The organism is Microbispora triticiradicis (genome assembly GCF_005864065.1).
In the GTDB taxonomy this organism is placed as follows: domain Bacteria; phylum Actinomycetota; class Actinomycetes; order Streptosporangiales; family Streptosporangiaceae; genus Microbispora; species Microbispora triticiradicis.
The window spans coordinates 360,542-386,262 of record NZ_VANP01000003.1 but is presented as its reverse complement, the minus strand read 5'-3'; the positions used below and the strand labels follow the sequence as shown (position 1 = coordinate 386,262).

General features: G+C 68.5%; 14 protein-coding genes and 2 pseudogenes. 10 read left to right on the top strand and 6 right to left on the bottom strand.

Features of this window, described 5'->3' with window-relative positions; all coding sequences use genetic code 11:
• Positions 1–93 precede the first annotated feature (93 nt).
• From sucC to FED44_RS09800, 3 genes are all read left to right on the top strand, one after another.
• Positions 94–1,275 carry an ADP-forming succinate--CoA ligase subunit beta gene (gene sucC / locus FED44_RS09810; RefSeq protein WP_138460455.1) on the top strand — a complete coding sequence of 394 codons (1,182 nt, stop codon included), beginning with the start codon at positions 94–96 and terminating at the stop codon, positions 1,273–1,275.
• On the top strand, positions 1,275–2,144 hold the full coding sequence (gene sucD, locus FED44_RS09805) for a succinate--CoA ligase subunit alpha (protein ID WP_111698408.1): 870 nt from the start codon (positions 1,275–1,277) through the stop codon (positions 2,142–2,144). The genes sucC and sucD overlap by 1 nt, the downstream gene beginning before the upstream one ends.
• Positions 2,145–2,363: 219 nt before the next feature.
• Positions 2,364–3,995: a cell division protein PerM gene (locus FED44_RS09800; RefSeq protein WP_111698406.1), complete on the top strand. Its 1,632-nt coding sequence runs from the start codon at positions 2,364–2,366 to the stop codon at positions 3,993–3,995.
• Positions 3,996–4,106: 111 nt separating this feature from the next.
• On the opposite strand, the gene FED44_RS09795 is transcribed toward FED44_RS09800, so the two are convergent.
• From FED44_RS09795 to FED44_RS09785, 3 genes are all read right to left on the bottom strand, one after another.
• Positions 4,107–4,535, bottom strand: coding sequence for a MerR family transcriptional regulator (locus FED44_RS09795; RefSeq protein ID WP_244301818.1), 429 nt, complete (start codon positions 4,533–4,535; stop codon positions 4,107–4,109).
• 21 nt (positions 4,536–4,556) lie between these two features.
• Positions 4,557–5,573: an MDR family NADP-dependent oxidoreductase gene (locus FED44_RS09790; protein ID WP_138460454.1), complete on the bottom strand. Its 1,017-nt coding sequence runs from the start codon at positions 5,571–5,573 to the stop codon at positions 4,557–4,559.
• A gap of 132 nt (positions 5,574–5,705) precedes the next feature.
• Positions 5,706–6,110 (bottom strand): hypothetical protein, encoded by a 405-nt coding sequence (locus FED44_RS09785; RefSeq protein ID WP_111698470.1) that lies wholly within the window; start codon positions 6,108–6,110, stop codon positions 5,706–5,708.
• 165 nt (positions 6,111–6,275) lie between these two features.
• Here FED44_RS09785 and purN point away from each other — a divergent pair, with 165 nt between their 5' ends.
• From purN to FED44_RS09765, 5 genes are all read left to right on the top strand, one after another.
• On the top strand, positions 6,276–6,986 hold the full coding sequence (gene purN, locus FED44_RS09780; protein WP_222867874.1) for a phosphoribosylglycinamide formyltransferase: 711 nt from the start codon (positions 6,276–6,278) through the stop codon (positions 6,984–6,986).
• Entirely contained in the window at positions 6,983–8,524 is a 1,542-nt protein-coding gene (purH, locus tag FED44_RS09775) for a bifunctional phosphoribosylaminoimidazolecarboxamide formyltransferase/IMP cyclohydrolase (RefSeq protein WP_138460453.1), read from the top strand. Before purN ends, purH begins: the two co-directional genes overlap by 4 nt.
• A gap of 145 nt (positions 8,525–8,669) precedes the next feature.
• Complete coding sequence (locus FED44_RS35720; protein ID WP_165900492.1) at positions 8,670–8,825, top strand: hypothetical protein; 156 nt, start codon at positions 8,670–8,672, stop codon at positions 8,823–8,825.
• Between the two features lie 27 nt (positions 8,826–8,852).
• The gene (locus tag FED44_RS09770) at positions 8,853–9,698 is read left to right on the top strand and encodes a bifunctional methylenetetrahydrofolate dehydrogenase/methenyltetrahydrofolate cyclohydrolase (RefSeq protein ID WP_111698398.1); all 846 of its coding nucleotides are present in this window, start codon (positions 8,853–8,855) and stop codon (positions 9,696–9,698) included.
• A 124-nt stretch (positions 9,699–9,822) separates the two neighbouring features.
• Positions 9,823–11,616, top strand: coding sequence for a phosphatidylglycerol lysyltransferase domain-containing protein (locus tag FED44_RS09765; RefSeq protein WP_208758902.1), 1,794 nt, complete (start codon positions 9,823–9,825; stop codon positions 11,614–11,616).
• On the opposite strand, the gene FED44_RS38055 is transcribed toward FED44_RS09765, so the two are convergent.
• On the bottom strand, positions 11,576–11,923 hold the full coding sequence (locus tag FED44_RS38055; protein ID WP_208758901.1) for a mycothiol transferase: 348 nt from the start codon (positions 11,921–11,923) through the stop codon (positions 11,576–11,578). The two genes, FED44_RS09765 and FED44_RS38055, sit on opposite strands and share 41 nt — an antisense overlap.
• Positions 11,924–12,146: 223 nt before the next feature.
• Entirely contained in the window at positions 12,147–22,874 is a 10,728-nt protein-coding gene (locus FED44_RS09755; protein ID WP_138460451.1) for a LamG-like jellyroll fold domain-containing protein, read from the bottom strand.
• A 314-nt stretch (positions 22,875–23,188) separates the two neighbouring features.
• On the opposite strand from FED44_RS09755, the gene FED44_RS09750 reads away from it, so the two are divergent.
• Positions 23,189–23,542: a phosphatidylglycerol lysyltransferase domain-containing protein gene (locus FED44_RS09750; protein ID WP_244301817.1), complete on the top strand. Its 354-nt coding sequence runs from the start codon at positions 23,189–23,191 to the stop codon at positions 23,540–23,542.
• A 13-nt stretch (positions 23,543–23,555) separates the two neighbouring features.
• Here the strand turns inward: FED44_RS09750 and FED44_RS38405 are convergent.
• Positions 23,556–24,449 (bottom strand): annotated as a pseudogene (locus FED44_RS38405) (IS982 family transposase).
• Between the two features lie 199 nt (positions 24,450–24,648).
• Between FED44_RS38405 and FED44_RS09740 the strand changes: the two are divergent.
• Positions 24,649–25,633 (top strand): annotated as a pseudogene (locus tag FED44_RS09740) (IS481 family transposase); the annotation flags it as partial.
• Positions 25,634–25,721 lie beyond the last annotated feature (88 nt).

Here is a 25,721-nt window from a genome sequence, read left to right as displayed (position 1 = left end):
AGGCCATGCTCGCGCGGGGACTAGGCTTCTTGCGCGGAATAGCCGGGCGGGACGACGGCGCCCGGCCTCGGACATCAAAAGGGACGGACCCTCGTGGACCTGTTCGAACATCAGGCGAAGGAGCTCTTCGCGGAGTACGGCATCGCGGTGCCGCGCGGAATCGTGGCGCACACCGCGGACGAGGCGCGGGCGGCTGCCGAGCAGCTCACCGGACGCGTTGTCGTCAAGGCCCAGGTCAAGACCGGCGGGCGCGGCAAGGCCGGAGGCGTGAAGGTGGCCGACGACGCCGCCGACGCGTACGACAAGGCGACGCGGATCCTCGGCATGGACATCAAGGGCCACACGGTCCACAAGGTCCTGATCGAGGAGGCCAGCCAGATCGCGGAGGAGTACTACTTCTCCTTCCTCCTCGACCGTGCCAACCGTACGTTCCTCGCGATCTGCTCCGCCTCCGGCGGTATGGACATCGAGGAGGTCGCGCACACCGCGCCGGAGAAGGTGGCGAAGGTGCCGGTCAGCCCGCTGACCGGCGTCGACCGCGCCAGGGCCCGCGAGATCGCGGTGGCCGGCGGCCTGCCGCAGCAGGCGCTGGACGGCGCCGCCGAGCTGATCGAGAAGCTCTGGGCCGTCTTCGTGGACGAGGACGCCTCGCTCGTCGAGGTCAACCCCATGATCCTGTCGGCCGACGGCCAGGTGAAGGCGCTCGACGGCAAGGTCACCCTCGACGACAACGCGGACTTCCGCCAGGCGGAGCACGTGACGTACGTCGACAAGGCCGCGGAGGACCCGCTGGAGGCCCGGGCCAAGGAGAAGCACCTCAACTACGTGAAGCTGGACGGCGACGTCGGCATCATCGGCAACGGCGCCGGCCTGGTCATGTCCACGCTGGACGTCGTGGCGTACGCGGGCGAGGAGTTCCCCGGGCGGCCCAAGCCGGCCAACTTCCTCGACATCGGCGGCGGGGCCTCGGCCGAGGTCATGGCGAACGGACTGGAGATCATCCTGTCCGACCCGTCGGTGAAGTCGGTCTTCGTGAACGTCTTCGGCGGCATCACCGCCTGCGACGCGGTCGCCAACGGCATCGTCTCGGCCTTCAAGCTGCTGGAGAGCCGTGGCGAGGAAGTGACCCACCCGCTCGTCGTCCGTCTGGACGGCAACAACGCCGCTCTCGGGCGGCAGATCCTGGCCGACGCCGCGCTCCCGCGCGTCGAGCTGGTCGACACGATGGACGAAGCGGCCAAGCGCGCCGCCCAGCTCGCCGCGGTAGGTGCGTAATGGCTATCTGGCTCACCGAGAACAGCAAGATCATCGTTCAGGGCATGACCGGCGGTGAGGGCACCAAGCACACCCGCCGCATGCTCGCCGCCGGGGTGAACGTCGTGGGCGGCGTCAACGCCCGCAAGGCCGGCGTCACGCACGAGGGCCTGCCGGTCTTCGGCACGGTCAAGGAGGCCATGGAGCAGACGGGCGCGGACGTCTCCGTCGTCTTCGTGCCCCCGGCGCACACCAAGGCGGCCGTCCGTGAGGCCATCGACGCCGAGATCCCGCTGTGCGTGGTCATCACCGAGGGCGTGCCGGTCCACGACACCACCGAGTTCTGGGCGTACGCCGTCTCCAAGGGCAACAAGACCCGCATCATCGGGCCGAACTGCCCCGGCATCGCCTCGCCCGGCGCGTCCAACGCCGGGATCATCCCGGCCGACATCACCACCAAGGGCCGCGTGGGCCTGGTGTCGAAGTCGGGCACGCTGACCTACCAGCTCATGTACGAGCTGCGCGACATCGGCTTCTCCACCTGCGTCGGCATCGGCGGCGACCCGGTCATCGGCACGACCCACATCGACGCGCTCCAGGCGTTCCAGGACGACCCGGAGACCGACGCGATCGTGATGATCGGCGAGATCGGCGGCGACGCCGAGGAGCGGGCCGCGGCCTACATCGACGAGCACGTCACCAAGCCCGTCGTCGCCTACGTCGCCGGGTTCACCGCGCCCGAGGGCAAGACGATGGGCCACGCCGGCGCGATCGTGTCCGGCTCCGCCGGCACCGCCCAGGCCAAGAAGGAGGCCCTGGAGAAGGTCGGCGTCCGCGTCGGCCGCACTCCCAGCGAGACCGCCCGCCTCATGCGCGAGCTCATGTCGTGACCAAGGAGTCGTGACGGGCAGGCCGCCGGGTCCTCAGGGGTTCCGGCGGCCCAGCCGTTCTCCCGGCGCCGTTAGTGACCTCACGCCTCCGGCGTGAGGTCACGACGCGTATGGGGAGCAGTCGGCGCGGGCGGCGACTGCAAGATCATCCCATTTCGAGCGGGGGTGAACGGCGTGGCGACGTGGAGTGCGGCGGCCGCGCTGGGATGATGAGGTAGCGTGACGGGACTTCTCGATCAAATCAGGACCGGTCCCCGCGCCGTCCTCGGTCGCGGTGGCGCCGGCGACGACGAGGAGAGCCGTCGTCCGCTTCCCGTCTCCGGCATGCTGGCCGCGTTCTGGACGCTCGGCGTCGGCATCGCCGTGCTCACCACGCTCACGCTCATCGGCTGGATGGCCGCCCCCCGGGGGCCCTTCGGCGAGGGCCTGCCCGGCGTGTTCCGCACGGCCTGCCAGCTCTGGCTGGCCGCCCACCACGCAGGATTCGCGATCCCCGGCGGCCGGGTGGGCCTGTTGCCCATCGGGCTCATGATCCTGCCCGGCGCGCTGCTCTACCGGGCGGGCCTGTGGATGGCACGCGACGCCGACCTGCGGTTGAGGATGCCGGCCCGGCTGCCGAAGGGCACCCCCCGCGACGTCGAGAACGCCCGCCGCCGCGCCCAGCTCGTGCTCATCGCCCAGGCCGGCATCTCGCTGGCCGCGCCGTACGCGCTGCTCGCCGGGGTGATCGCCCTGGTGTCGCGCAACGAGATCATGCAGCCGTTCCCGGGGGAGGCGCTCGTCAGCCACCTGCTGCTGGCCTTCGTCACGGGATCGGTGGCCACCGCCCGCACGATCGGGCCGTGGCGGTCGATGCTGCGCCTGCTGCCCGAGCGGCCGCGCTCGCTCGTCGCGGGTACGGCCGTCGCGACCGCGCTGCTTCTCACGGCGGGGGCGGTGCTCGTGCTCGTGGCCGTGGCGATGAACTTCACCCGGATCCAGCAGATGTCGGAGGTGCTCAGCCCCGGCCTGGTCGGCGGTGGGCTGCTCCTGCTCCTGGAGGTCCTCTACTTCTTCAACGCCGTGATCTGGGGAATGGCGTACATCTCGGGACCCGGCTTCGCGGTGGGCGCGGGCACGCTGGTCGCGCCCACCGGGGTCAAGCTGAGCGCGGTTCCCATGCTGCCGCTGCTCGGCGCACTGCCGCCGTCCGGCACCGCGCCCCCGTGGGTCATGTCGGTGATCGCGGTGCCGTTCGCCGCGGGGGCGGTCGCGGGCGTGGTGACGGCCCGCGTCGCGCCGACCCCCTCGATCGAGGCCGCGCCGCTGTGGGGCTTCGTCTGCGGGATCACCAGCGGGCTCGCGGCGGGGACGCTCGCGGCGCTGTCGGGCGGGCCGCTCGGCGGGGCCGGGCTGGCCGCCGTCGGGCCCTCCCCCTGGGAGGTGGCGCTGTCGGTCGCGCTGGAGGTCGGCGTGGCCGCCGGAATCTCGGCCGGCATCGCCAACTGGTGGCTGATCTCCCGGCGGCCGGCGACCGCGCCGGAGCCGGTCAGGAAGGCCGGCGCCGTGATCGCCAAGGCGGCCGGGAAGGTGCGACCGGCCCGGGGCGCCCATCTCCCGGGCCACTGGCTGGACGCCACCGAGGCGGAGACCCAGCCGATCCCCGTGATCAGGGACGACTGGACCGACGAGCACGCCGCGGCGACCGCGGAGACGTTCGACGACATGACCGCCCGGCGGGGCCGGCCGGAGCCGCCGCGCAAACGGCCCGCCGGCGCCGCCCCGAAGCCGCGTACGGACATCGTCGACGAGACCGACGACCGCGGGGGCCACGTCATCTACGTCGACCCCTACGCCTGGGACCGCGACTGACGACCCACCGGCCGGCCGGCGGCGGGACGCGCCTGACGGACGACAGCCCGCCGTCGGAGGGCCGGGCCAGGGAGTGCTCGCCCATGCCTCCGGCCGCGCCCACGAGCGTGTTCACGGGCTCGGGCATGCCAGAGTCTCCGGTATGGGCCCGGCCACGGTTTCGGGTGCTGCCCCCGGCTCGGGGACGCTCGAGGCGAGGCGGTCCCGCAGCCGGGTCAGGCGGCCGATCTCGTCGTTCAGGGCGGCGATGCGGCGCTGGACGACCCCCGTGCCGCCCGTGCAGCCGGGGGAGCCGTACGGCGGGAGGGTGTCGCCCTCCAGCAGGTCCAGGCGGTCGGCGCAGCCGGCGACGTCCTCGACGGTCAGGCCGAGGGCGAGCAACTGGCGCACCAGGCGGATGCGGGCGATCTCACGCGGGCCATACTCCCGCTGACCCGACGCCGTGCGCGGCGGGAGGAGCAGCCCACGCTGCTCGTAGAAGCGCAGGGCGCGCGGAGTGGTCCCCGTCGCCGCCGCGGCGTCGCCGATCCGCATGCCCATCCCGCCTACTTTAAGCGTTGTTCACGGCTCCACGACGACGGTGCCGACGTGTCGTCCGTCGAAGAGCTCACGCAGTGCCTGCGGTGCGCGGTCGATGCCCGGGATCCGCGTGTGCGGAAAGGAGATGGACCCCGAGCGGAGCCAGGCGCCGAAGCGCTCCCTCCACTCCGCGGTGGTCGCCGCGTCGACGCCGGTCAGGCCGCGAAGGGTGATGTTCCCGAGGATGAGCCGGAAGGTGTCCAGCTCCACGGGGGCGGTCGCGCCGGTGGACGCCGCCGACAGCTGCGTGGCCAGGGTCCCGACCAGGACGAGGCGGGCCCCCGGCCGTGCCGCGTCGGCCGCCGCACGGAGCTGCTCGCCGCCGACGTTGTCGACGACCACGTCGATGCCGTCGGGCGCGGCCTCGGCCAGCCGCACGCCGAACGGACCGTCGCCGCGGAGGACGACCGCGTCGTAGCCGAGCTCGGCGGTCATGCGCTCGGCTTTCGCGGCCGAGCCGGTGCTGCCGATCACGCGCGCCGCGCCCAGCAGGCGGGCGATCTGGCCCGCGAGCGACCCGACGCCTCCGGCGCCCCCGCTGACGAACACGGTCTCTCCCGGGCGCAGGCCCGCGATCCGCGTCAGGGCCGCGTACGCCGTAGCCCCTGGAGCGAGGTGGGCGGCGGGATCGGGCAGGGTGCCGTCCAGCGGCTCGGGGTCGGGGACCACGGCGTACTCGCGCCAGCCCTGGAAGTGCGAGACCAGGTCGCCCGGCCGCAGGCTCGCGCCGTCCCCGGCCGTGACGACCTCGCCGACGGCGGGGCCGAACAGCGTGTCCCCCGGCCGCAGGGGCGGAAAGGGCGCGCCCGGCACGCCCCCGGCCGTCAACGTGCGCAGCGCCGGAAAGACCTGGAAGCAGCGGTTGCGCACCAGGACCTCACCGGCTCCCGGCACAGGCGTCGGGACCTCCACGACGGCCAGGTGCTCGGGGCCGGGCAGACCGGACGGAACCTCGGTGAGCCTGATCTCCCGTACGGTGCCGGGCGGTGTCTCGGACATGGGCTTCTCCTCGCGCGACGACGTGAGCGGCCGTGCGGCCCCGCCGCACGCCGCCGCGACGGTAAACCCTGACCCGTACGTCAGGGGCAAACCGGAGGAACGCCCGGCCCCCGGCGCGTCGGCGAGGGGCCGTCAGGCGGGGGCGGGGACGGAGGCGGGCCAGGCCATGCCGAGCTTCTCCTCGAAGGCCCGCATGAGCTGGTCGGAGCACTCCTGCTGGGCGGCCACCGTGCCCGCGCCCTTGCGGCACTCGGTGTACGCGTTGAGCTCCGCCGAGAAGTAGAGCTGGAAGGCCGTCGTGACGGCGCCCAGCACGAACGCGAGCGACGACAGCACCACGGCGCCGGTCGCCATGCCGATGCCCTGCCGTGCGCGGTTCAGCAGGCGGAGATCGCGGACGGCCACGATGAACGCGAAGACCGACAGCGCCAGCCCCGCGGGCGGCAGCAGCAGGGTGAAGACCATGGCCGTGACGGCCAGGGCCAGCGCCCTTCGCCCTCCGGTCGCCGGTGCCGAAGTCTCAAGGGATGTTGTCACGGTCTCCTCGCCTCGCGTTCGCATAGCCCGTCGTGAATCCTGATGGCCGGCGCCCGATACGCTTTAGCTGCGTCGAGGGCCCACCCTCCACGCGCGACCATCTCTAAGGAACCATCTCCCGGTAATCACCTGCAAAACGAAGCCAGCTCACGAAGGAGTTCCGCCCTGTCCTTCCGGCTCGTGGTCCTCGTCTCGGGATCGGGGACCAACCTGCAAGCGCTGCTCGACGCCGCCTCCGACGACGCGTACGGCGCGACGGTGGTGGCCGTCGGGGCCGACCGCGACGACATCGAGGGCCTGGCGCGGGCCGGGCGCGCGGGCGTCCCCACGTTCGTCGAGAGGGTGGGCGACCACTCCACCCGGGAGGAATGGGACGAGAGCCTGGCGGAGCGCATCGCCGGGCACCGGCCCGACCTCGTGGTCTCCGCCGGGTTCATGAAGATCCTCGGTCCTCGCGTGCTGGCCGCGTTCCCGGTCGTCAACACCCACCCGGCGCTGCTGCCCTCCTTCCCGGGCGCCCACGCGGTGCGCGACGCGCTCGCGTACGGCGTCCGAGTCACCGGCTGCACCGTGCATCTGGTCGACGCGGGCGTGGACACCGGGCCCGTGATCGCCCAGGAGGCGGTGCCGGTGCGGGAGGGCGACGACGAGGAGTCGCTGCACGAGCGGATCAAGACCGTCGAGCGCGGCCTCCTCGTCGAGATGGTCGGCCGGATGGCCCGCGAGGGCTGGACCACGACCGGGCGGACCGTACGCCTGGGGACGGCGCGAGCCGCGGGACAGGCCGCCGCCGCCCGGCGCCCGGCGCCCGTCGCAGAACCGGCTCCGGCACAGGACCGGACACAGGGCACGACATCAGGAAGGACCACGAAGTGACCCGCATCGCCATCCGCCGTGCGCTCATCACCGTTTACGACAAGACGGGTCTGGAAGACCTGGCGCGGGGGCTTGAGGCCGCGGGCGTGGAGATCGTGTCGACCGGCGGCACCGCCGCCGCGATCGCCTCCTACGGCGTGCCGGTCACCAGGGTGGAGTCGCTCACCGGCTTCCCCGAGTGCCTGGACGGCCGGGTCAAGACCCTCCACCCGCGGGTGCACGCCGGGCTGCTCGCCGACGGCGGCAACCCCTCGCACGTCAAGCAGCTGGAGGAGCTGGAGATCGAGCAGTTCCAGCTCGCGGTGGTGAACCTCTACCCGTTCGCCGCCACGGTCGCCTCCGGCGCCTCGGACGCCGAGTGCGTCGAGCAGATCGACATCGGCGGCCCCGCGATGATCCGGGCCGCCGCCAAGAACCACGGCACGGTGGCCGTGGTCGTCGACCCCGCGGCGTACGGCGACGTGCTGGCCGCGGCCGCGGAGGGCGGCTTCACGCTGACCGAGCGCAGGAGGCTCGCCGCCACGGCCTACGCGCACACCGCGGCGTACGACGTCGCGGTGGCGTCGTGGTTCGGCAACGTGTACGCCCCCGAGGGCGAGTGGCCGTCGTTCATGGGCGCGGCGTGGAAGCGCAAGGCGGCCCTGCGGTACGGCGAGAACCCGCACCAGGGAGCCGCGCTCTACACCGGCGGCACGGACGGCCTGGCCAACGCCGAGCAGCTCCACGGCAAGGAGATGTCCTACAACAACTACGTGGACGCCGACGCCGCCTGGCGGGCCGCCTGGGACTTCGCCGAGCCGGCCGTCGCCATCATCAAGCACGCCAACCCGTGCGGCATCGCCGTGGGCGCCGACGTGGCCGAGGCGCACCGCAAGGCGCACGAGTGCGACCCGGTCTCGGCGTACGGCGGGGTGATCGCGGTGAACCGCAAGGTGACCCGTGAGCTGGCCGAGCAGATCGCGCCGATCTTCACGGAGGTCGTGGTGGCGCCGTCGTTCGCGGCGGACGCGCTGGAGATCCTGCGGGAGAAGAAGAACATCCGGCTGCTCGCCTGCCCGTCGGGGCCCGCGAACGCCGCGGAGTTCCGCCGCGTCGACGGCGGCCTCCTCGTGCAGACGGTCGACCGGGTGGACGCCCCCGGCGACGACCCGTCCGGCTGGGAGCTCAGGGCCGGCGAGCCGGCCTCGCCCGAGGTGCTGGCCGACCTCGCCTTCGCCTGGCGGGCCTGCCGTTCGGTGAAGTCCAACGCGATCCTCCTCGCGACCGGCGGCGCGACCGTCGGCGTCGGGATGGGCCAGGTCAACCGGGTCGACTCGGCCCGGCTGGCGGTCGCGCGGGCCGGTGAGCGCGCGGCCGGATCGGTCGGGGCCTCCGACGCGTACTTCCCCTTCCCGGACGGCCTGCAGGTGCTGACCGAGGCGGGGGTGAAGGCGATCGTGGAGCCGGGCGGATCGATCCGCGACGACCAGGTCATCGAGGCCGCCAAGGAGGCGGGCATCACGCTCTACTTCACCGGCACCCGTCACTTCTTCCACTGACCGGACCACGGTCAGCGGAGGAGTGACGCGATCTGAGGGGCACTCGGCGGACAGGAAGGGCGAAAACGGCACGATCACCCTTGTGGTGCGGTTAGCCTGAAGCGCCCCACTCTTCTTCCTCCGGAGTCCCTCCATGCCCTTTGACATGCTCACGACTTCTTTCGCCCTGATGAACGGCGTGTGGAACAGCCCCCTCGCGCTGCTGCCCATCGCGGTCCTGGCCGCGTACTTCGGGTGGAAGATCGTGGAGTTCATCCCTCTCACCCGCCGGATCATCGAGCGCCGCGAGGGGGCTCAGTAGAACCACCTGGACGAACTGGGGAGTGCGATGACCGCGCGGCTTCTGGACGGCAAGGCGACCGCCGCCACGATCAAGGGTGAACTGGCGGAGCGGGTGAAGGCCCTGGCGAACCGGGGCATCACCCCCGGGCTGGGCACGATCCTGGTCGGTGAGGACCCGGGCAGTCAGATCTACGTCGCGGGCAAGCACCGCGACTGCGCGGAGGTCGGCATCACCTCCATCCGGAAGGACCTTCCGGACACCGCCACCCAGGCCGACGTGGAGGCCGCGGTCGACGAGCTGAACGCCGACCCGGCCTGCACGGGCTACATCGTCCAGCTTCCGCTGCCGCGTCACCTGGACACCCAGGCGCTCATCGAGCGGATGGACCCGGCCAAGGACGCCGACGGCCTCCACCCGGTCAACCTGGGCAGGCTCGTCCACATGGTCGACGCCCCGCTGCCGTGCACCCCGCGCGGCATCGTGGTGCTGCTCCAGCGGTACGGCGTGCCGATCAAGGGCGCCGAGGTCGTCGTCGTCGGCCGGGGCATCACCGTGGGCCGGCCGCTGGGCCTGCTGCTCACCCGGCGCGCGGAGAACGCCACCGTGACGCTCTGCCACACCGGCACCCAGGACCTGGCGTCCCACGTACGCCGGGCGGACATCGTCGTCGCCGCGGCCGGGGTGCCCCACCTGGTGACCGCGGAGATGGTCAAGCCGGGCGCGGCCGTGCTCGACGTGGGCGTGTCCCGGGTCGACGGGAAGATCGCCGGAGACGTGGCCCCCGACGTCCGCGAGGTCGCGGGTTTCGTCGCCCCCAACCCCGGCGGGGTGGGGCCGATGACCCGGGCCATGCTGCTGGCCAACGTCGTCGAGGCCGCCGAGCGGCAGTGACGGCACCGGCCGGCCCAGGTGGCTGGCGTGCTCCGGGTGGTGCGGTCCGGGTGGCGTAAGGACCCGGGCAAGGATCAGAATCACGCCGCTTCGCGGGCGCTGATGTCACTTATCCTCACATATCGTGAGTGTTCGAACGCACTCCGTACATGCGAGGCTTGCGCGTCCCTGGGTGCCCGCGGCGGCGGGCCGGGCCGCGCTGCTGATCGGGGCCCTGGACATCGTCAACGGCGTCGTCCCGCGGTTCCGTACGAGCAGGATCAGCGAGATCGCCGGGATTCTGCCGGGGAGTGTCACCACGCTGGCCGAAACGGCCTCTCTCCTGGTCGGAATCCTGCTGATCATGCTGGCCCACGCCCTCAGGCGGCGTAAGGCGAGGGCCTGGCGGGCGGTGGTGGTGCTGCTGCCCGTGGGCGCCGTCCTGGAGGCGCTGCGCTGGCGGCACCCCCTCGCCGCGTCGGTCTCGCTGCTGCTGTTCGGGGTGCTGCTGCTGAGCAGGGCGGAGTTCTACGCCCTGCCCGACCCACGCTCCCGCTGGCGCGCCCTGGGCAACCTGATCGTGCTCGGCGCGTTCGACGTCGTGATCGGATGGGTGCTGGTCGCCGCGCACGCCCGTGACGTCGCGGGCCGGCTCGGCCCGGGCGACCGGCTGCGGCAGGTCGTCCTCGGCCTCGCGGGCGTGGACGGTCCCGTCGGCTACGCCTCGGCGCACGCCGGCGCCCTGGTGTCGTCCTCGCTCGCCGGGCTCGGCGCCCTTACGGCCGTCACGACCATCCACCTCGCGCTGCGGCCGGAGCGCCCGGCCGCCGCGCTCACCCCCGGCGACGAGCGGCGCCTCAGAGCCATGCTCGACCAGTGGGGCGGGCAGGACTCGCTCGGCTACTTCGCGCTCCGCAGGGACAAGAGTGTGATCTTCTCGCCCAGCGGCAAGGCGGCCGTGACGTACCGCGTCGTGGCCGGGGTGATGCTGGCGAGCGGCGACCCGCTCGGCGACGCCGAGGCCTGGCCGGGGGCCATCCGCCGCTTCCTGGAGGAGGCCGGGCGGCACGCCTGGATCCCGGCCGTGATCGGCTGTGGCGAGAGCGGGGGCGAGGCGTGGACCCGGGAAGGCGGTCTCGGCGCGCTGGAACTCGGCGACGAGGCGGTCGTCGAGGTGGCCGGATTCACCCTGGAGGGCCGGGCCATGCGCAACGTGCGGCAGATGGTCCACCGGGTGGAGCGTCTTGGCTACACCTGCAGCGTACGGCGGGCCGGTGACCTGACCGAGGCCGAGCGGGACCGCATCCACGCCGCGGCCGTCTCCTGGCGCGGCACCACCGCCGAGCGCGGCTTCTCGATGGCGCTGGGCCGGTTCGGCGATCCCGCCGACGCCGGTTGCGTGGTGGTGACGGCCCACGGCCCGGCGCCGGCGGCACCACCGGCCGCCGGGGCCAGGTCCGGAGGTGGGGAGGAGACAGGGGACGTCCGGGCCGTGCTGCACTTCGTGCCGTGGGGACGCGACGGGCTGTCGCTCGACCTCATGCGCCGTGATCTCCGGGCCGATCCCGGCCTGAACGAGTTCCTGATCGTGAGGGCCCTGGAGGCCGCGCCGGAGCTCGGGGTGACCAGGGTGTCCCTCAACTTCGCGGTGTTCCGGGCCGCGCTGGCGCGGGGGGAGCGGCTGGGCGCGGGGCCGGTGTCACGGGCCTGGCGCGGTGTCCTCGTCTTCCTGTCCCGCTGGTTCCAGATCGACTCGCTGTACCGGTTCAACGCCAAGTTCCGGCCGGTGTGGGAGCCGCGGTTCCTGGTCTTCCCCACATCGCGCGACCTGCCGCGCATCGGCGTCGCGGCGCTCAGGGCCGAGGCGTTCCTGACCCCGCCACGCCTCCGCCGGGGGGTCAGCCCATGCTCTTGGCGCCGTCGAGGGACTCACGGATGATGTCGGCGTGGCCCGCGTGCTGGGCGGTCTCGGCCATGACGTGCATCAGCACCCGGCGGGCCGACCACGACGCGCCGGGCTCGTGCCACGGGGCCTTCGGCAGCGGCTGGGCGGCGTCCAGGTCGGGCAGACCGGCGACCAGCTCGTCGGTCCGGCGGGCGACCTCGGCGTAGTCGGCCAGCACGTCGGCCGGCGCCTTGGCCTCAGCACCGGGTCTCTGCCCGACCTCCGCCCGGAGCGACGGCGTTCTCGGCCACGTGGCTGACCCCGCCGGCCCATGAATGGAAACGTCTTGGTGGTTACTCATGATCTTCTTTCGAAGAGTGCGAGGATAAGTGAGAGAAGCACCAAGGCGGTTCCACCGACTAGCACCGGAACGGCATAGGGGGCGGCTTCCGGAAGAGCCCTCGTCATCCTTACCGCGGAAGAGAAGCAAAGTAGGACTCCAGCCACCCCAATTGACCTACGGACCCATCTCATACTATCGAACCCTTCGCTCTCAAAATGGGAACCCTTCGCGGGGTCGCCTCCTATTGAGATTTTATGGATATGCAGGGAGCCCAATGGCATTTTCCATACTCAATCACGATTCCATGGCCCGCTTTGTTGGCGCCACCGACGGCGGCGGCGCCGGCACCAGCAAGTGCACCAATAACGCCACACACCGCCGAGGCCGGAATGCCGATCACGGTGTCGATACCAGCGATGGTGCATGCACCTGAGCCCACGGCTGTCCAGGACAGAACGGTGAGAAGCATGTTCGTGTCCTGGTTGCTCAGGTACTGCCTACATTTGTCATTTCCGGCGAGGGCCTTTGCGAAGCTGTACTCGTCGCAGTCTGTCCTGGTGGCTCCGTCTTCTCCTACACAACCACTCTCCTTGTGCTCCTTGGCGCACTTCAGATAGGTGGGGAACACCCAGGAGCACTCACTGAGAGAGTTTTCTTTCAGGCAGCGGATGCTAGCGTCCACGACTCCACTGCAGAATGTGTCGCCGTGCTTGCTCCTCTCATAGGCGGTTGCCCGGCATCTAAGATAATCCGCGGCCTGGGTAGCGCACACGTAATCTTCTTGAGGGGTGCTCTCGTGACATTTGAGGTAGCTCTTGGACGCGCTCTCGCATGAATTGTGGTCATGAATTCCACTGCCCTTGCGGCAGCTTAGGTAGATGTTAGAGCTTCTCGTGCAGATTCCCACATCGTGACCCTGGCCGCCCGAGGTCCGGCAGTCCACGTATCCCTCTAGTGCGTGATCGCAAGCATTTTTCGAGTTTGAACCCGTTCGGCAGCTTGCATATTGCACGGACGCAGATCGGCATATCGACCTCGGCGCGGCGTCGCCGATACAGTCACCATATTTATCCTGCGCATCTTTGCAGTTCTTGTTGGAATACTTCTGGGCCTTGCAGCCGGCGTATACCTCCAAGCCACCACACTTACTCTGCGAGCCGCCCGACAGGCGGCAATCGGTGTATGCCTGCTCTGCTGCCTTGCAACCCTTCTTTCCGTACGTTCCTACGCAATCCACATGGTTCTTGGCGACTTCCTTCTTGATAGTCGCCACCTTCTTCTTGCACTTCTCCTGATTTGGTTTCTTTTCGCAGGAAGCGTGGCCGTCGGGATCTATATTCGTGAGAGGGTTGTCGTTGCCATAGACGTAGCGATTGAGCTGGACCGATGGGTCGGCAGCGAGGGACCAGGTATCACGGGAGATGAAGCTTCCCGTGGTCGGCTGGTACCAGCGGGCGGCCATGTTGACCTTCTTCGTGTTTGGGTCGGTGTATCCGCCCTGGTATCCGAGGTCATGTGTGGCACCAGTCTGGGCGATTACCTCGCCAAAGGGGTTGTAGGCGATCGAGTCGACGAGTGCTCCGCCATCGGTGGTGAAGGTGCCGATCAGGTCACCGTGCAGGTCGCTGAAGGCCAGCTGGCCACCGCCTCCGTCGGACAGGCTCACTGTTCGCCCCAACGCGTCCCGACCGTACGTCGCCTTCTTGACGTTGTTGCTGTCGGTGACGGCGACCAGGTCGTTCGTCTGGCCGTCGTAGGCGAACTTCATCGTCTGCCCGCTTTCCGTGCGGGTGGCCATGCGGTCGAGGGCGTCGTAGTCGTACGTGACTGTGTCGTCCTGGATAAGACGGTCGAAGGCGTCGAATTTGCTGATCTTCACCTTGCCGTTGGACGACTCGGCGAGAGTGCCACGTGCCGTGTACGTATAGGCATAGCCGTCCCCGGAGACGAGCCGGTTGCGTTCGTCGTAGGTGTATGTCTTGTCCCCAGCGCGGATGCGGTTGCCTGCGGCGTCCCAGCCGTATTCCGTGGTGTTGCCGTCGGGCGCGGTCCAGGAGGTGAGACGATTCGCCCAGTCGTAGGTGTAGGTGTTGGTGCCAGCGCCTGCCGTGCCGGCCGTGGTTTTGGTGATCAGGTTGTCGTCGGCATCGTAGCCGTAGTCGATCGATGCGATCGGCGAGTTCTGGCTGCTCTTGAGCTCGTCCCTGGTGAGACGGTTCAGCGCGTCGTAGGAGTAGGCCCGGCGGATGCCATTCGCACCGTAAACCATGCTGGTCAGGCGCGCCGCCTTGTCATAGTCGTACTGGATAGTCGCAGATGTGACCGGGTCGCTCATGCTGGTGAGGCGGTCGGCGTCATCCCACCTGAACGATGCCGTACCGGTGGCATCGACCCGCTGGACGAGTCGGTTGTCCGCATCGTACGCGTAGGCGTTGATGTCGCCGCCGGGTCCGCTGCTCTTGAGCAACTGTCCCCGGTCGTTCAACGCGAAGGCCAGTTCATCAGCGTTCGTCAGACGGCCGGCGAGGTCATAGGTGTAGTTCTTGTCCTCCGTGACCGCCTCGGCACCGCTGCCGCTCTGCTTGACGAGTCGGTTCAGCTCGTCAAAAGTGCGCTCCACCTTGACGCCACCGGGAAGCAGGCTGGTGACCTGGTTCCCCGTCGCGTCGTAGATGTTGGTCCAGGTGCGGTCGGACAGGTTGGGGTGTGCGGCGGTGCTCGGCTCAGTCATCGATTCCACGAGGCCGAGGCTGTTGTAGGTGATGTAGGTGACGTTGCCCCGCCCGTCGGTCGATCGGGTCTGCTGCCCCGCCGCGTCGTAGCCGAACGATGTGTTGATCGTCGCGGTGGCGGAGACCGGCTCGTGCTGCTCAATGAGCCGGTTGGCCGCGTCGTAGACACGGGTGGTGTTGTGACCCGTCGGCGTAGTCTGGCTGGTCTGGTTCCCGGTGGCGTCGTAGCCGAACTTCCGCGTGCGTAGCACCGCGCCGCCTGCGTCGACGTCTGCTGTCTCGATTCGCCTGCCGGCGAGGTCGTACTTCGCGGTGTTGGACATCCCGAGGGGGTTGGTCGTCTTGACCACCCGCCCGGACAGGTCGTAGTCGAAGGTCGTTCTGTTTCCGAGCGCGTCGGTATGCGATGTCATCTCGCCGAAGGCGTTGTAGGCGCGCATGGACGCGTCGCCGGTCGGCCGGATCACCTTGGTGAGGTTGTCCGCGTCGTTGTATTCGTGAGTGGTGACGTAAGCCGCCGCGGTCGGCTTGCGTTCGAAGGTCGTTGTAGTGATCTGACGGCCGAGGTCGTCGTACGTCGCTTCCCAGTGTGCCCCGGTGGGATCGGTCAGGGACAGGACCTCACTGAGCAGGTCATAGGTGTAGACGGAGGTGCCGGCCGCTGCACCGCCCACCGACTGCTGGCTCACCTGGACCTTTCGGCCGAGCTTGTCATAGAGCGCCGTCGTGGTGTGTCCACGCGCGTCTGTCGCGCTGATCTGCTGCCCGGCGGCGTTGTAGGACGCCGTCACGGTTGGAGTGATCGGCTGACCTCCTGGCGGCGTGTAGGTCGGCATGACCTGGGAGACCATGCGCCCCGCCCGGTCGAAGGTGGAGGCGAGGGCCCGTCCCTCTGGATCGATGGTTTGTGTTTGGTCTCCGAAGGTGTTGTAGCCGAGCCGGGTGGTCGGGCGTGTAGGCTCGGCGGCACTGCCGTTGCGCTCGACCTGAACCTGGGGCAGCTTCAGCTCGACCGCCTTGCCCGTCGCGTCGTAACGGATGTCGGTCCTGTAGTCCGCGCCGTTCGCACCGGAGGCGGTTCCGCGCGGATCCGTGATAGCTGTCACCAGTTTCCGGTTGTCGACGGCGAGATCGGTGACCAAGTCCTGGCCGTCGTTGTGCACGATCTGCCTGATCGGCTGGTCGTCTGCGTTGTAGGCGTATTCGATGGTCTCTGCACGGTCGGTTCCGGCCGCTGTCTTGGTGGCGCTGACGACGTTGTCATTGGCGTCGTAGGCATACGCCGTCTTCCTGGCCAGCGTGCCCGGATCGGCTGTCTGAGAGGTGAGGCGGCCCGCGGCGTCGTAGACCGCGTCTATCCGCAGAGTCCCGCCGTCTGCGGTCTGCCGGGAGACATGTCCGGCCGGGTCGTACAGCTTCGCGTCCAGCACCACGTCGCGGCCAATGGATGAGCCGTTCAATCGGGCTCCGACAGCGATTGTTTGCGCGGCCAGGCCATCGTTGTAGTAAGTGTACGAGGTGGTGCGGCCCATCACATCGGTCTGGGAGGCCCGCCTTCCGGCCGGGTCATAGGCGTACGACATCATGATCACGTCGGCGGCCGCTTGCGGGCTTACCGGGCTGCCGGTCCACCCCTTGAGGGTGGTCGCTGCGAGTTCACCACGTGCTGTGTAGGTGTAGTTGTAAACCGAACCACGCTGGTCGGTGTAGCTGACCTTCTGTCCCCTGTGGTCATAACCGAACAGCTCGACGGCGCCCTCGGGGTCGGTAATGGAGTCGGCGCGACCGTAGTCATCGTAGGTGTAGGTGGTGGTGCGCTGCAGATCACCGCCGGTCAGGTCGGACACGGTTACGGCCAGCGGGTTGCCGTCGGCATCGTAGGCGGAGGTCTGCCGCAAGGTGTGGGTGACCCCGGTGACCTCGTTCTTGACTCCTGGGCCCGTGATAGTCGCCGGACGACCCTGCGGATCGTAGGCGGTGGTCGTCGTGACCCCGTCGGGGTTCGCGCTGGAGACCTCGGTACGGGTGATCGCTCGCCCGATAGCGTCGTAGCCATACTTCTTGGCCAGACCTGTTGGTCCGGTTTCTTGGGCAAGGTCCCCGGCGGCCGTGTACGCGTACGTGGTCTCGTTGCCCTTGAAGTCCTTTGCGGACTTCACCAGACCCGCTGGTGTGGTGCCACCGCCAACTGCTGGCTCGGTGCCGTCGGTGTAGACGGTGGTCTGGGAACGGCCCTGCGGGAAATCCGACGTGGCGGGAACCGTCTTCTTCGTCGGCTCCCCGAAGGTGTTGTATGTGGTGACGACGGCATAAGTGTCATCGGTTGCCGATGCCGACCTACCGTCGCGGTAGGCGAGGGGCTGGTCGTTGCGAGGGTCGAACGGATCATCGACGTTCAGGTGGTAGGAGTAGTACTCCGTGAAGCACGTGTCAACGCTGCGGCAGGTCTTATTGGCGATCAGATTGCCGCGCGCGTTGTACGACGGCTCTCTCCCATTGCCGTTGGGATCGGTGATTTTCGCGGGAAAGCCGCCTGTGTCGTAGGCGTACAGGGTGGTCTTGCCGAGTTGGTCGGTGGTGGAGACGGTCCGGTATCCGCGCAGGGCGTTGGTGACGTAGGTCAGGCTGCCGTTGTGCGGGTCGGTAACCGTGGCCGTGGCCGAGACCTGGGTGGTCGACTCCTTGGTGTAGACCATGTCCGACAGCTTCCAGGTGCCACCGTCGTCGTCGGTGTGCGTCTTGAGGCGGCCGCCGTCCGGGGCATAGGTGTTCTCCGCGTGGACACGCCCCGACGGCTGCGTCTCCTTGGTCAGCAGCGACCCGGCCGTGCGCGCGACGTAATGCGTGCGAACCTCTGCGAGCCCGAGGGGCTTGGGGTAGACCGCGACCTCGTCGATGCTGCCGGCGAACGGGAAGGTCGTGAACGACGAGGTCGTGGAGGGCCAGCCGGGAGCGCCGAATCCATTGCCGATACGGGTGTCCCACATGGTGTCGCTGCCGGTATGGGTGATCCTGCCTGCGAGACCGCCGACGGGCTGGCCGTCGAGGAACATCGTCTGGATGTTCTCCGAGCCGGACAGCACGACATGGTGCCAGGCCCCGTCGTTGACCCTTCCGGGCGAGGTGATGGGAGCGATGGTTCCGTTCCAGAACTGACCCCGCAGCCTGCCGTCGGTACCGACGTAGACGCCCAGCGCGAACATCATGGGCACGTCGTCCAGGGAGCTCTGATAGCCGAGGATCGTGCCCGAAGCGGTGGTCCTGAACCAGGCTTCGACGGAGAGGCTGCCACCCAGCCCGCTGACGGTGGCCTCGGGCAGTGCCACGTACTCCGATCCGGCGGTTCCCGCGAAAGTCATCGCCGTGTCCGGCGACCCGTCCAGCGTGCCCGCCACACCCACGGTGGCGTTGGCTGAGCTTCCCATCAGCTTGCCGTCGCTCTTACCGGTATCCACCCCGGCAGCGCTGGCCACTTTGCCGTACAGCGCGTTCGTGGTCTCGTTGAGACGCCAGTAGCCGGTTGGCCTGGAGTCGAGCACCACGCTGCGGTATCGAGATGCATCCGTGTACGTGTAGGTGGTGCACGCGCCTGCCGCGGCCGGAGGGCATGCCTTGATCAGCTTGTCACCGTCGTACTCGTACGTCCAGATGATGGGCATCCCGTCGACGCGGTCGGTGGCAACGCTGGTCACGTGGCCGCCGGTCCAGCCGAAGGTGAGCGTGCGCTCCCCGGTCGCGGTCACCTTCAGGAGCTTGCCGTCAGTGCCGTACACCAGGTCCTGGGTGTGGTTTCTCCTGTCGCTGACCTTGGTCAGTCGCCCGGATACGTCGAACCAGTAGGACGTGGCGGACTGGTCCATGAGGCGCCAGCCGCCGTCGTCCAAGGTGACCAGGGTGGCGAAGGTGCCCGGCGGCGAGGCGTAGGTGCCGTCGCCCCTGGACGCGAACCGCTGTTGACTGCCGTCGGGGTAGGTTATCAGCACGGTGGCGGGCGGCGTGATCGTCTTCATGCCGGCCAGTTCCCGGATCTGACCGATGGGCAGGGCCTGCTGGAACATGCGGAGGTCGTCGATGGCGCCCTTGATCTCGCTGCCGAGCACCGTTGTCCCGGTCGCGTTCCAGCCCGCCGGTACTCCGGTGACCGTCCTCATCAGTTCACCGTTGAGATAGAGGGAGATGGCGCCCGCAGTCTTGTCGTACACGCCGGCGACGTGGAACCACTCTCCGACGGGGGCGTTCACCCCGGACAGCACGGCGGTGCGGGCGGAACCGGCGGTGTCGGAGGCATACGTGGCGAACATCAACTGCCCGGTGGTTTGGTCGACACCCAGGTAGTACGGTGCCCGGTTGGTGCCATTCTGCTGGGCCACCTGGTATGAGCCCGTCCGATCGTCCAGCTTCAGCCAGGAGGCGACGGTGTAGCTGTCATCAGTGCGCAGCACGGGACTGGGCGTCGTCGCGACCGCACCGCCGGACTTCGCGATGGCGCCGCCGATCTTCCCCGAGACCGTGGATGTCCCGGCCGAGAGGATCGCGTTGAACCCACGGCCGGAAGCGTCCGCCGCGAACACACTGCCGAGGTCGCCCAGCCGCCAGTGACCCACCATTGACGGGTAGGCGATGGCCCGCCCCTCGTCCTGGATCCGCATGTCCCAACGGGTGGTCCAACCAGAGCCGAACGCTCCGTTGGAGCGTGGATCGAGGCTGTTGTACGTACGGTTCACGGCCAGTGGGAGGCCAGCCGTGGGAATGGACAGGTCGGTCACCGGACGGGAGTAGTTCCCGTTCACATGATTGAACTCACGGCCTTCGGTTCCGGCAGTCAGCAGGGAGTTGATGGTTCCCTGTTCCGGTGCAGTGGTGAAGGTCTTCCACGGGGAGGTCACCGTCGCCGCGCTTGTCGCGGCCTTCGCGTACCACCAGTAGGTCTTGCCCCACTGCAACCTGTTGGCCGGCACGTTGAACGTCCCGTCCTTGGTCCACTCGTAAGAACTTTCACACCACGTCCAGTGGTCCTTTGTGCCCGAGCAGATCTGGAACCAGTAGACGACCTTGGTGCCCACGGAGGACTGTGCATGCGCGGACAGCGTCGGCGTCAGCGTGCCGACCTGGGTGTTGTCCCCTGGAGAGAAGACCTGGAAGGGCAGAGCGGACACCGTCGCGGACTGCCACAGGGACCACGGACCGTTTGCTCCGTTCGTGGTGACTCCGCGAACCCGCCACCGGATCCTCCACCCCTCGGACAGCTTCCCGGACGGGATTGCCGCCCAGGCGTTAGATCCGGACGGGTACGCCGTCGTGCCGGTCCCGGCGTAGATCTGCCCTGACCCCTGGTCGGCTGCCTCCGGATCATGCTCGATCTCGATGCCCAGGTAGGAGCTGCGCCCCTGAGGATCGGTCACGGTCCCGAAGAACCAGGGCGTGAGCGATCCTGCTGTCCAGGTGGAACCTCCCGGTGTTCCCGGAGTTATCCCCGGCGCGGCAACGGCCGGCTTGTCGAGGTTCACGGTCGCGGTCTGCCAGTCGGACCAGGGCCCGCTCGTACCCGCGGTATTGACGCCTCGCACCCGCCAGCGTACGAGCCATCCGTCGGTCAGCTTCCCGGCGGGTACCTGCACCCAGGCGTTCGATCCGGACGCATACGACATGGTCGCGGTTCCCGACCAGATCAGTCCTGAACCCTGACCCGGTTTGGACGGATCATGCTCGACCTCCGCCTGCAGAAAGGAAGCGAGACCACCCGCGTCGGTCACCTTCGTGTAGAGCCATGGAGTTGACGAAGCCATAACCCACGAGGTGTCGCCCGTCTTCGTCCCAGGGACCACCCCGAGACCTGTCCCCGCCGGCTTGTTCGCCGCGATCCTGGCTGTCTGCCAATCCGACCATGGGCCGTTCACACCGGTCACCGTCACGCCGCGGACACGCCATCGCACCAGCCATCCGTCGGTCAGCTTCCCCGACGGCACTGCCACGGAGGCGATATCCCCAGAACTCACTGCAGTGGTCCCGGTGCCCGACCAGATCAACCCCGAGCCCTGACTTGGCACCGATGGATCGTGCTGCACCTCAGCGCCTAGATATGACGTCCGGAGGAACGAAGAGTCCGAGATCTTCGCGCGGAAAGACGGCGTCAACGATGACAACGTCCATAGGCCGACGCCTTGCGTCCCCGTCGCCGACCACTCCGACACCGAGGGCTTGGTGACATCGATCCTGGTGGACTGCCAGTCCGACCATGGGCCGTTCACACCGGTCATCGTCACGCCGCGGACACGCCATCGCACCACCCAGCCGTCGGTCAACTTGCCAGATGGCATCGACACGGTCGTGTACGGGGTATCGGGGGTGGTCGAGGTGGTGCCCGTCCCCGACCAGATCGAGCCTGAACCCTCATCCGGTGCGGACGGGTCGTGCTCCACCTGAACTCCGAGGTAGGAACCTCGGAACGCCTGATCCGATATCTTCGCCCGGAAAGACGGCGTCAACGACGACATCGTCCACAGACCGGCGCTTTGCATCCCAGTCGTCGACACCTCCGACACTGAGGGTTTGGTGATGTCGAGCTTCGACGACTGCCAGTCCGACCAGGGCCCAATCACCCCGGCCACCGTCACGCCACGAACACGCCACCGCACCAGCCAGCCATCGGTCAACTTGCCGGACGGCACCGACACCGACGCGTAGGAGGTGTCCCACGATGTCGAGGTGGTGCCCGTCCCCGACCAGATCAACCCCGAACCCTGATCCGGCACCGACGGATCGTGCTCCACCTCCGCGCTCAGGTAGGACGATGGGAAGAACGATTTCTCTGTGATCTTGGCCTGGAACCTCGGTGTCAAGGAGGAAAGCGTCCACAAACCTGCGCTTTGGGTTCCGGTCGCCGTCAGCTCCGAGACCATGGGCTTGTTGATGTCGACCTTCGCCGACTGCCAGTCCGACCACGGCCCATTCACACCCGTTGTCGTCACAGCACGAACACGCCACCGAATTGACCACCCATCGGTCAGTTTGGCCGACGGCACGGACACGGACGCGGTCGGCGTATCAAACGTCGTCGGGGTCGTGCCGGTCCCTGACCAAATCAGCCCAGAACCCTCCGCCGGTACCGACGGATCGTGCTCCACCTCAGCGCCCAGGTACGAGTTCCGGGAAAACACCGGGTCCGAGATCTTCGCCTGGAAGGTCGGCGTCGACGACGACAACGTCCAGAAACCGGAAGTCCTTGTCCCCGTCGCCCACAGCTCGGACACAGAGGGCTTCGTGACATCAACCTTCGCCGACTGCCAGTCCGACCACACCCCCTCCACGCCGGTCGTCGTCACACCACGAACACGCCAGCGCACCAGCCAGCCATCGGTCAACTTCCCCGAGGGGACACCGACACCGGTGGTGGACCCCGACGCAGCCGACGTCGTGCCCGTTCCGGAAGAAATCAGGCCGCTCCCCTGGGCCGGCACCGACGGATCATGCTCAAGCTCGTAGGCCAAGAAAGAGGACCGCCACAGCGGGTCGGTGATCCTGGCTTGGAAATACGGAGTCAACGAGGAAAACGTCCACAGACCCGCACCCTGGGTTCCGGATGCCGCCACGTTCGACACGCTCGGAGCCCCGTCGGCCATCGCCGTCTCAGCCGCGCTCGACGAAGTGCGCGATCGGGTCGTCACCGATTCGGGCGACACACGCCGGGTGGAAGCCGCTAGCCCTACCCCCGACGTGCTTATGCGCCTAATTGAAAGGTCCTGGGCTCGAACGGCCTCGGGCGGAGGTGTGTTCTCCGGCTTGTCCTGGGGCTCGGCTTCGCTCATCTCGTTGGGCAGCGGCGGCGGAGACTTCAGACCACCCTCAGCCGGCTCGTCGGTCGGGGTGCGCTGCTCTTCTACCGGCAGGGCACCGTCTGGACGCTTTCCGTCGTTCTTCGGCCGCGGCCCCGGAATCCGCATATCCCTCGGCTCGGTCGTGGACGCATCGACGAGGTGCGGCAGCCCCTGTGCCGAGCCAGATTGCTGAATCGGCGGGGCGTCTGCCGAGCCGGAAACGACGTTCGGCAGGTTTAGGAAAACGCGCAGTGGAGACACCGGCGCCGGGTAGGCCGGCAGCTGTAACGTTCCAGGAAGAAGCGCGACTGTCACGATCGCCGTGAAACGCATCAGCCACCGGGCCGGACCCTGCTTTCCCAGGCCGAACCGACTCTGTCGCACCCCGTCCACCTCCGTCAGCGCACAGTCGACCGTGCGCATGGCGTCCACAGGAAGCGAGCGTGGGGGACGGCTACGCGACACCGGAACGATCTTCAATAAAAACGATCACAACGTATAAGTGGGTGGCTTCGATGTAAAGAAGAAATAAAATGTGATCTAAAACACATCACGCAACGTGTTCTTGTGATCGTTCTGTGCTAGCAATTTGGTCCCTGTCGCAATGTTTAGGAATGAGACTTCAGGTGCTGCGGGGTTAAGACCGCATTCGTCCTGTAGCAGGACGACAGCCAAGGAATTTTTAGCTGCAGAGGTCAGAGTTCCGTGTGCATACACCTGCCACGTACGGCGGGCCGGTGACCTTGACCGAGGCCGAGCGGGACCGCATCCACGCCGCGGCCGTCTCCTGGCGCGGCACCACCGCCGAGCGCGGCTTCTCGATGGCACTGGGCCGGTTCGGCGATCCCGCCGACGCCGGTTGCGTGGTGGTGACGGCCCACGGCCCGGCGCAGGTGTCACCACCGGCCGCCGGGGCCGGGCCCAGGGGCGGGGAGGAGACGGGGGACGTCCAGGCCGTGCTGCACTTCGTCCCGTGGGGACGCGACGGGCTGTCGCTCGACCTCATGCGCCGTGACCTCCGGGCCGATCCCGGCCTGAACGAGTTCCTGATCGTGCGGGCCCTGGAGGCCGCGCCGGAGCTAGACGAGTAAGTCCGAAGTCTGGTCAGTGGTCGTAGGCGATCAGTGATCGGGTGATGGGCTGGCTGGTGGCGCGGTTGTGCCAGATGGCCGCGGTCAGCGGGAGGATCCGTTGAGCGACGCGGGCGGCGACGCCCAGCGGGCTGCGTCCGCCGTGCAGTTCCAGGTCGAGTTGGCCTTTGAGGGTGTCGTTGACCGATTCGACGAGCTGGCGGATGGGTTTGAGGTGCTGCTCGCCGGGGCGGGGTGTGCGGTTGCGGTAGGACGGGCGTAGCAGTCGCACCCCGCGTTCGGACAGGTAGTCGTCCAGATCGGCGGAGACGTACCCCTTGTCGGCGACGATGAGTAAGTCGGGCCGTTCGGCGAGCAGGTGCGGATCGTGGTCGAGTACGGCCATCAGGACCTGGCGTTCGTCGAGCTTGGGGGTGGCAAGGGCTCAGGTGATCGGCAGCCCGGCCGGGGTGCAGATCAGGTGCAGGCGCAGGCCCCAGAAGTAGCGGGAGTGGGAGCGGCAGTAGCCGTAGCCGGCCCAGCCGGCAAGATCAGAGCGCTGGGAGGTGGGGCGGGAGCGGCCGCATTCGACCGGGGTGGAGTCGATCGTCCATACCGGGTCGCTCCACAGGTCGGTGTCGCGGGCCAGAGCGCGGATGGCGCGTTGCAGGAGTGGGAGTGCACCGCGCAGGCGCTTGTTGTAGCCGGATTGGCCGGGCAGGTAGGGGAAGGCTCCGGGCAGGTGCTTGGGCAGGAAGCGCAGTCATCGGGCTTCGGAGCGGATGCCGAGCAGGGCTTGAGCGATGGCCAGGGTGAGCAGTTCGGCGTCGGTGAGCTTGGGTGGGCGTCCGAGCCGGGCCGGACGCCCCAGCCAGTAATCGATCTTGACGTACAGTGCGGTGAGAAGGGTGTTGATGTCTGTCGTCACAAACGGATCATCGACACCCTTCGCCGTTCCCCGCAGTGCTCCTCACAGCGACTTAGGACTTACTCGTCTAGGTGTTCTGACCATGGACGTTGGTGATAGCGGAGGGGGATCGGCGACACGCTGTCGATGGCCTTGAAAAGGGTGAGGGCCTTCTGGCGTGGTGTGAGTCGACCAAGATTCACATCGCCCGGAGGCCCTCATGCCCCACCGTAATGCCCCGCTGACTGAAACCGGCAGACTCCGGCTCGCGCGTTGCATCGTCGAGGACGGCTGGAGCATCCGCCGCGCGGCCGAACGCTTCCAGGTCTCCCACACCACCGCCGCCCGCTGGGCCCGCCGCTATCGACAACTGGGCCCAGCCGGTATGACCGACCGGTCGTCCCGGCCGCGCCGCAGCCCGGCCCGTACCCCGCAGCGGACCGAACGGCGCATCCGCAAGCTGCGCGTCACCCATCGGCTCGGACCCGCCCGACTCGCCGCCCGCCTGGGCCTGGCCCCCTCCACCGTGCACCGGGTACTGATCCGGTACGGAATGCCGCCCCTGACGCACCTGGACCGGGCCACCGGTGCGCCCGTCCGCCGCTACGAGCGCGACCGCCCGGGCGAACTAGTCCACATCGACGTCAAGAAGCTGGGCAACATCCCCACGGTGGCGGCCACCGCGTCCTGGACCGCGCCGCCGGCCGGCGCAACCGCCAGACCACCCCCACCACCTCACGCAACGCCCACGGCAACCCCCGCCTCGGCCACGCCTTCCTGCACACGGCACTGGACGACCACACCCGCCTGGCCTACACCGAGATCCTGGCCGATGAAACCAAGGAAACAGCCACCGCATTCCTCCTGCGTGCCCAGACCTGGTTCGCGGCCCGCACCATCGCCATCGAACGCGTACTGACCGACAACGGCAGCTGTTACCGCTCCCGGCTGTGGAGCGAGACCTGCGCCCAGCTGGGCATCACCCACAAGCGCACCCGCCCCTACCGGCACCAAACCAACGGCAAGGTCGAACGCTTCCACCGCACCCTGGCCGACGAATGGGCCTACGCCCGCCCGTACGCCTCAGAAGCCGAACGCCGCGCCGCACTTGATCCCTGGCTACACATGTACAACCATCACCGCGGACACACCGCGCTGAAAGGCCAGCCCCCATCAGCCGCGTCACCAACCTCCCGGAGCAGTACACCTGGTCTTCCCGGCATCGCGCGACCTGCCGCGCATCGGCGTCGCGGCGCTCAGGGCCGAGGCGTTCCTGACCCCGCCACGCCTCCG

Excerpts from the sequence above, each read along its gene's own strand:
- FED44_RS09770 (WP_111698398.1), top strand. The coding sequence starts at position 8,853 with ATGACCGCGCGGCTTCTGGACGGCAAGGCGACCGCCGCCACGATCAAG.
- FED44_RS09795 (WP_244301818.1), bottom strand. The coding sequence starts at position 4,535 with ATGGGCATGCGGATCGGCGACGCCGCGGCGGCGACGGGGACCACTCCG.
- FED44_RS35720 (WP_165900492.1), top strand. The coding sequence starts at position 8,670 with ATGCTCACGACTTCTTTCGCCCTGATGAACGGCGTGTGGAACAGCCCC.
- FED44_RS38055 (WP_208758901.1), bottom strand. The coding sequence starts at position 11,923 with ATGAGTAACCACCAAGACGTTTCCATTCATGGGCCGGCGGGGTCAGCC.
- FED44_RS09790 (WP_138460454.1), bottom strand. The coding sequence starts at position 5,573 with ATGTCCGAGACACCGCCCGGCACCGTACGGGAGATCAGGCTCACCGAG.
- sucD (WP_111698408.1), top strand. The coding sequence starts at position 1,275 with ATGGCTATCTGGCTCACCGAGAACAGCAAGATCATCGTTCAGGGCATG.
- FED44_RS09755 (WP_138460451.1), bottom strand. The coding sequence starts at position 22,874 with ATGCGCACGGTCGACTGTGCGCTGACGGAGGTGGACGGGGTGCGACAG.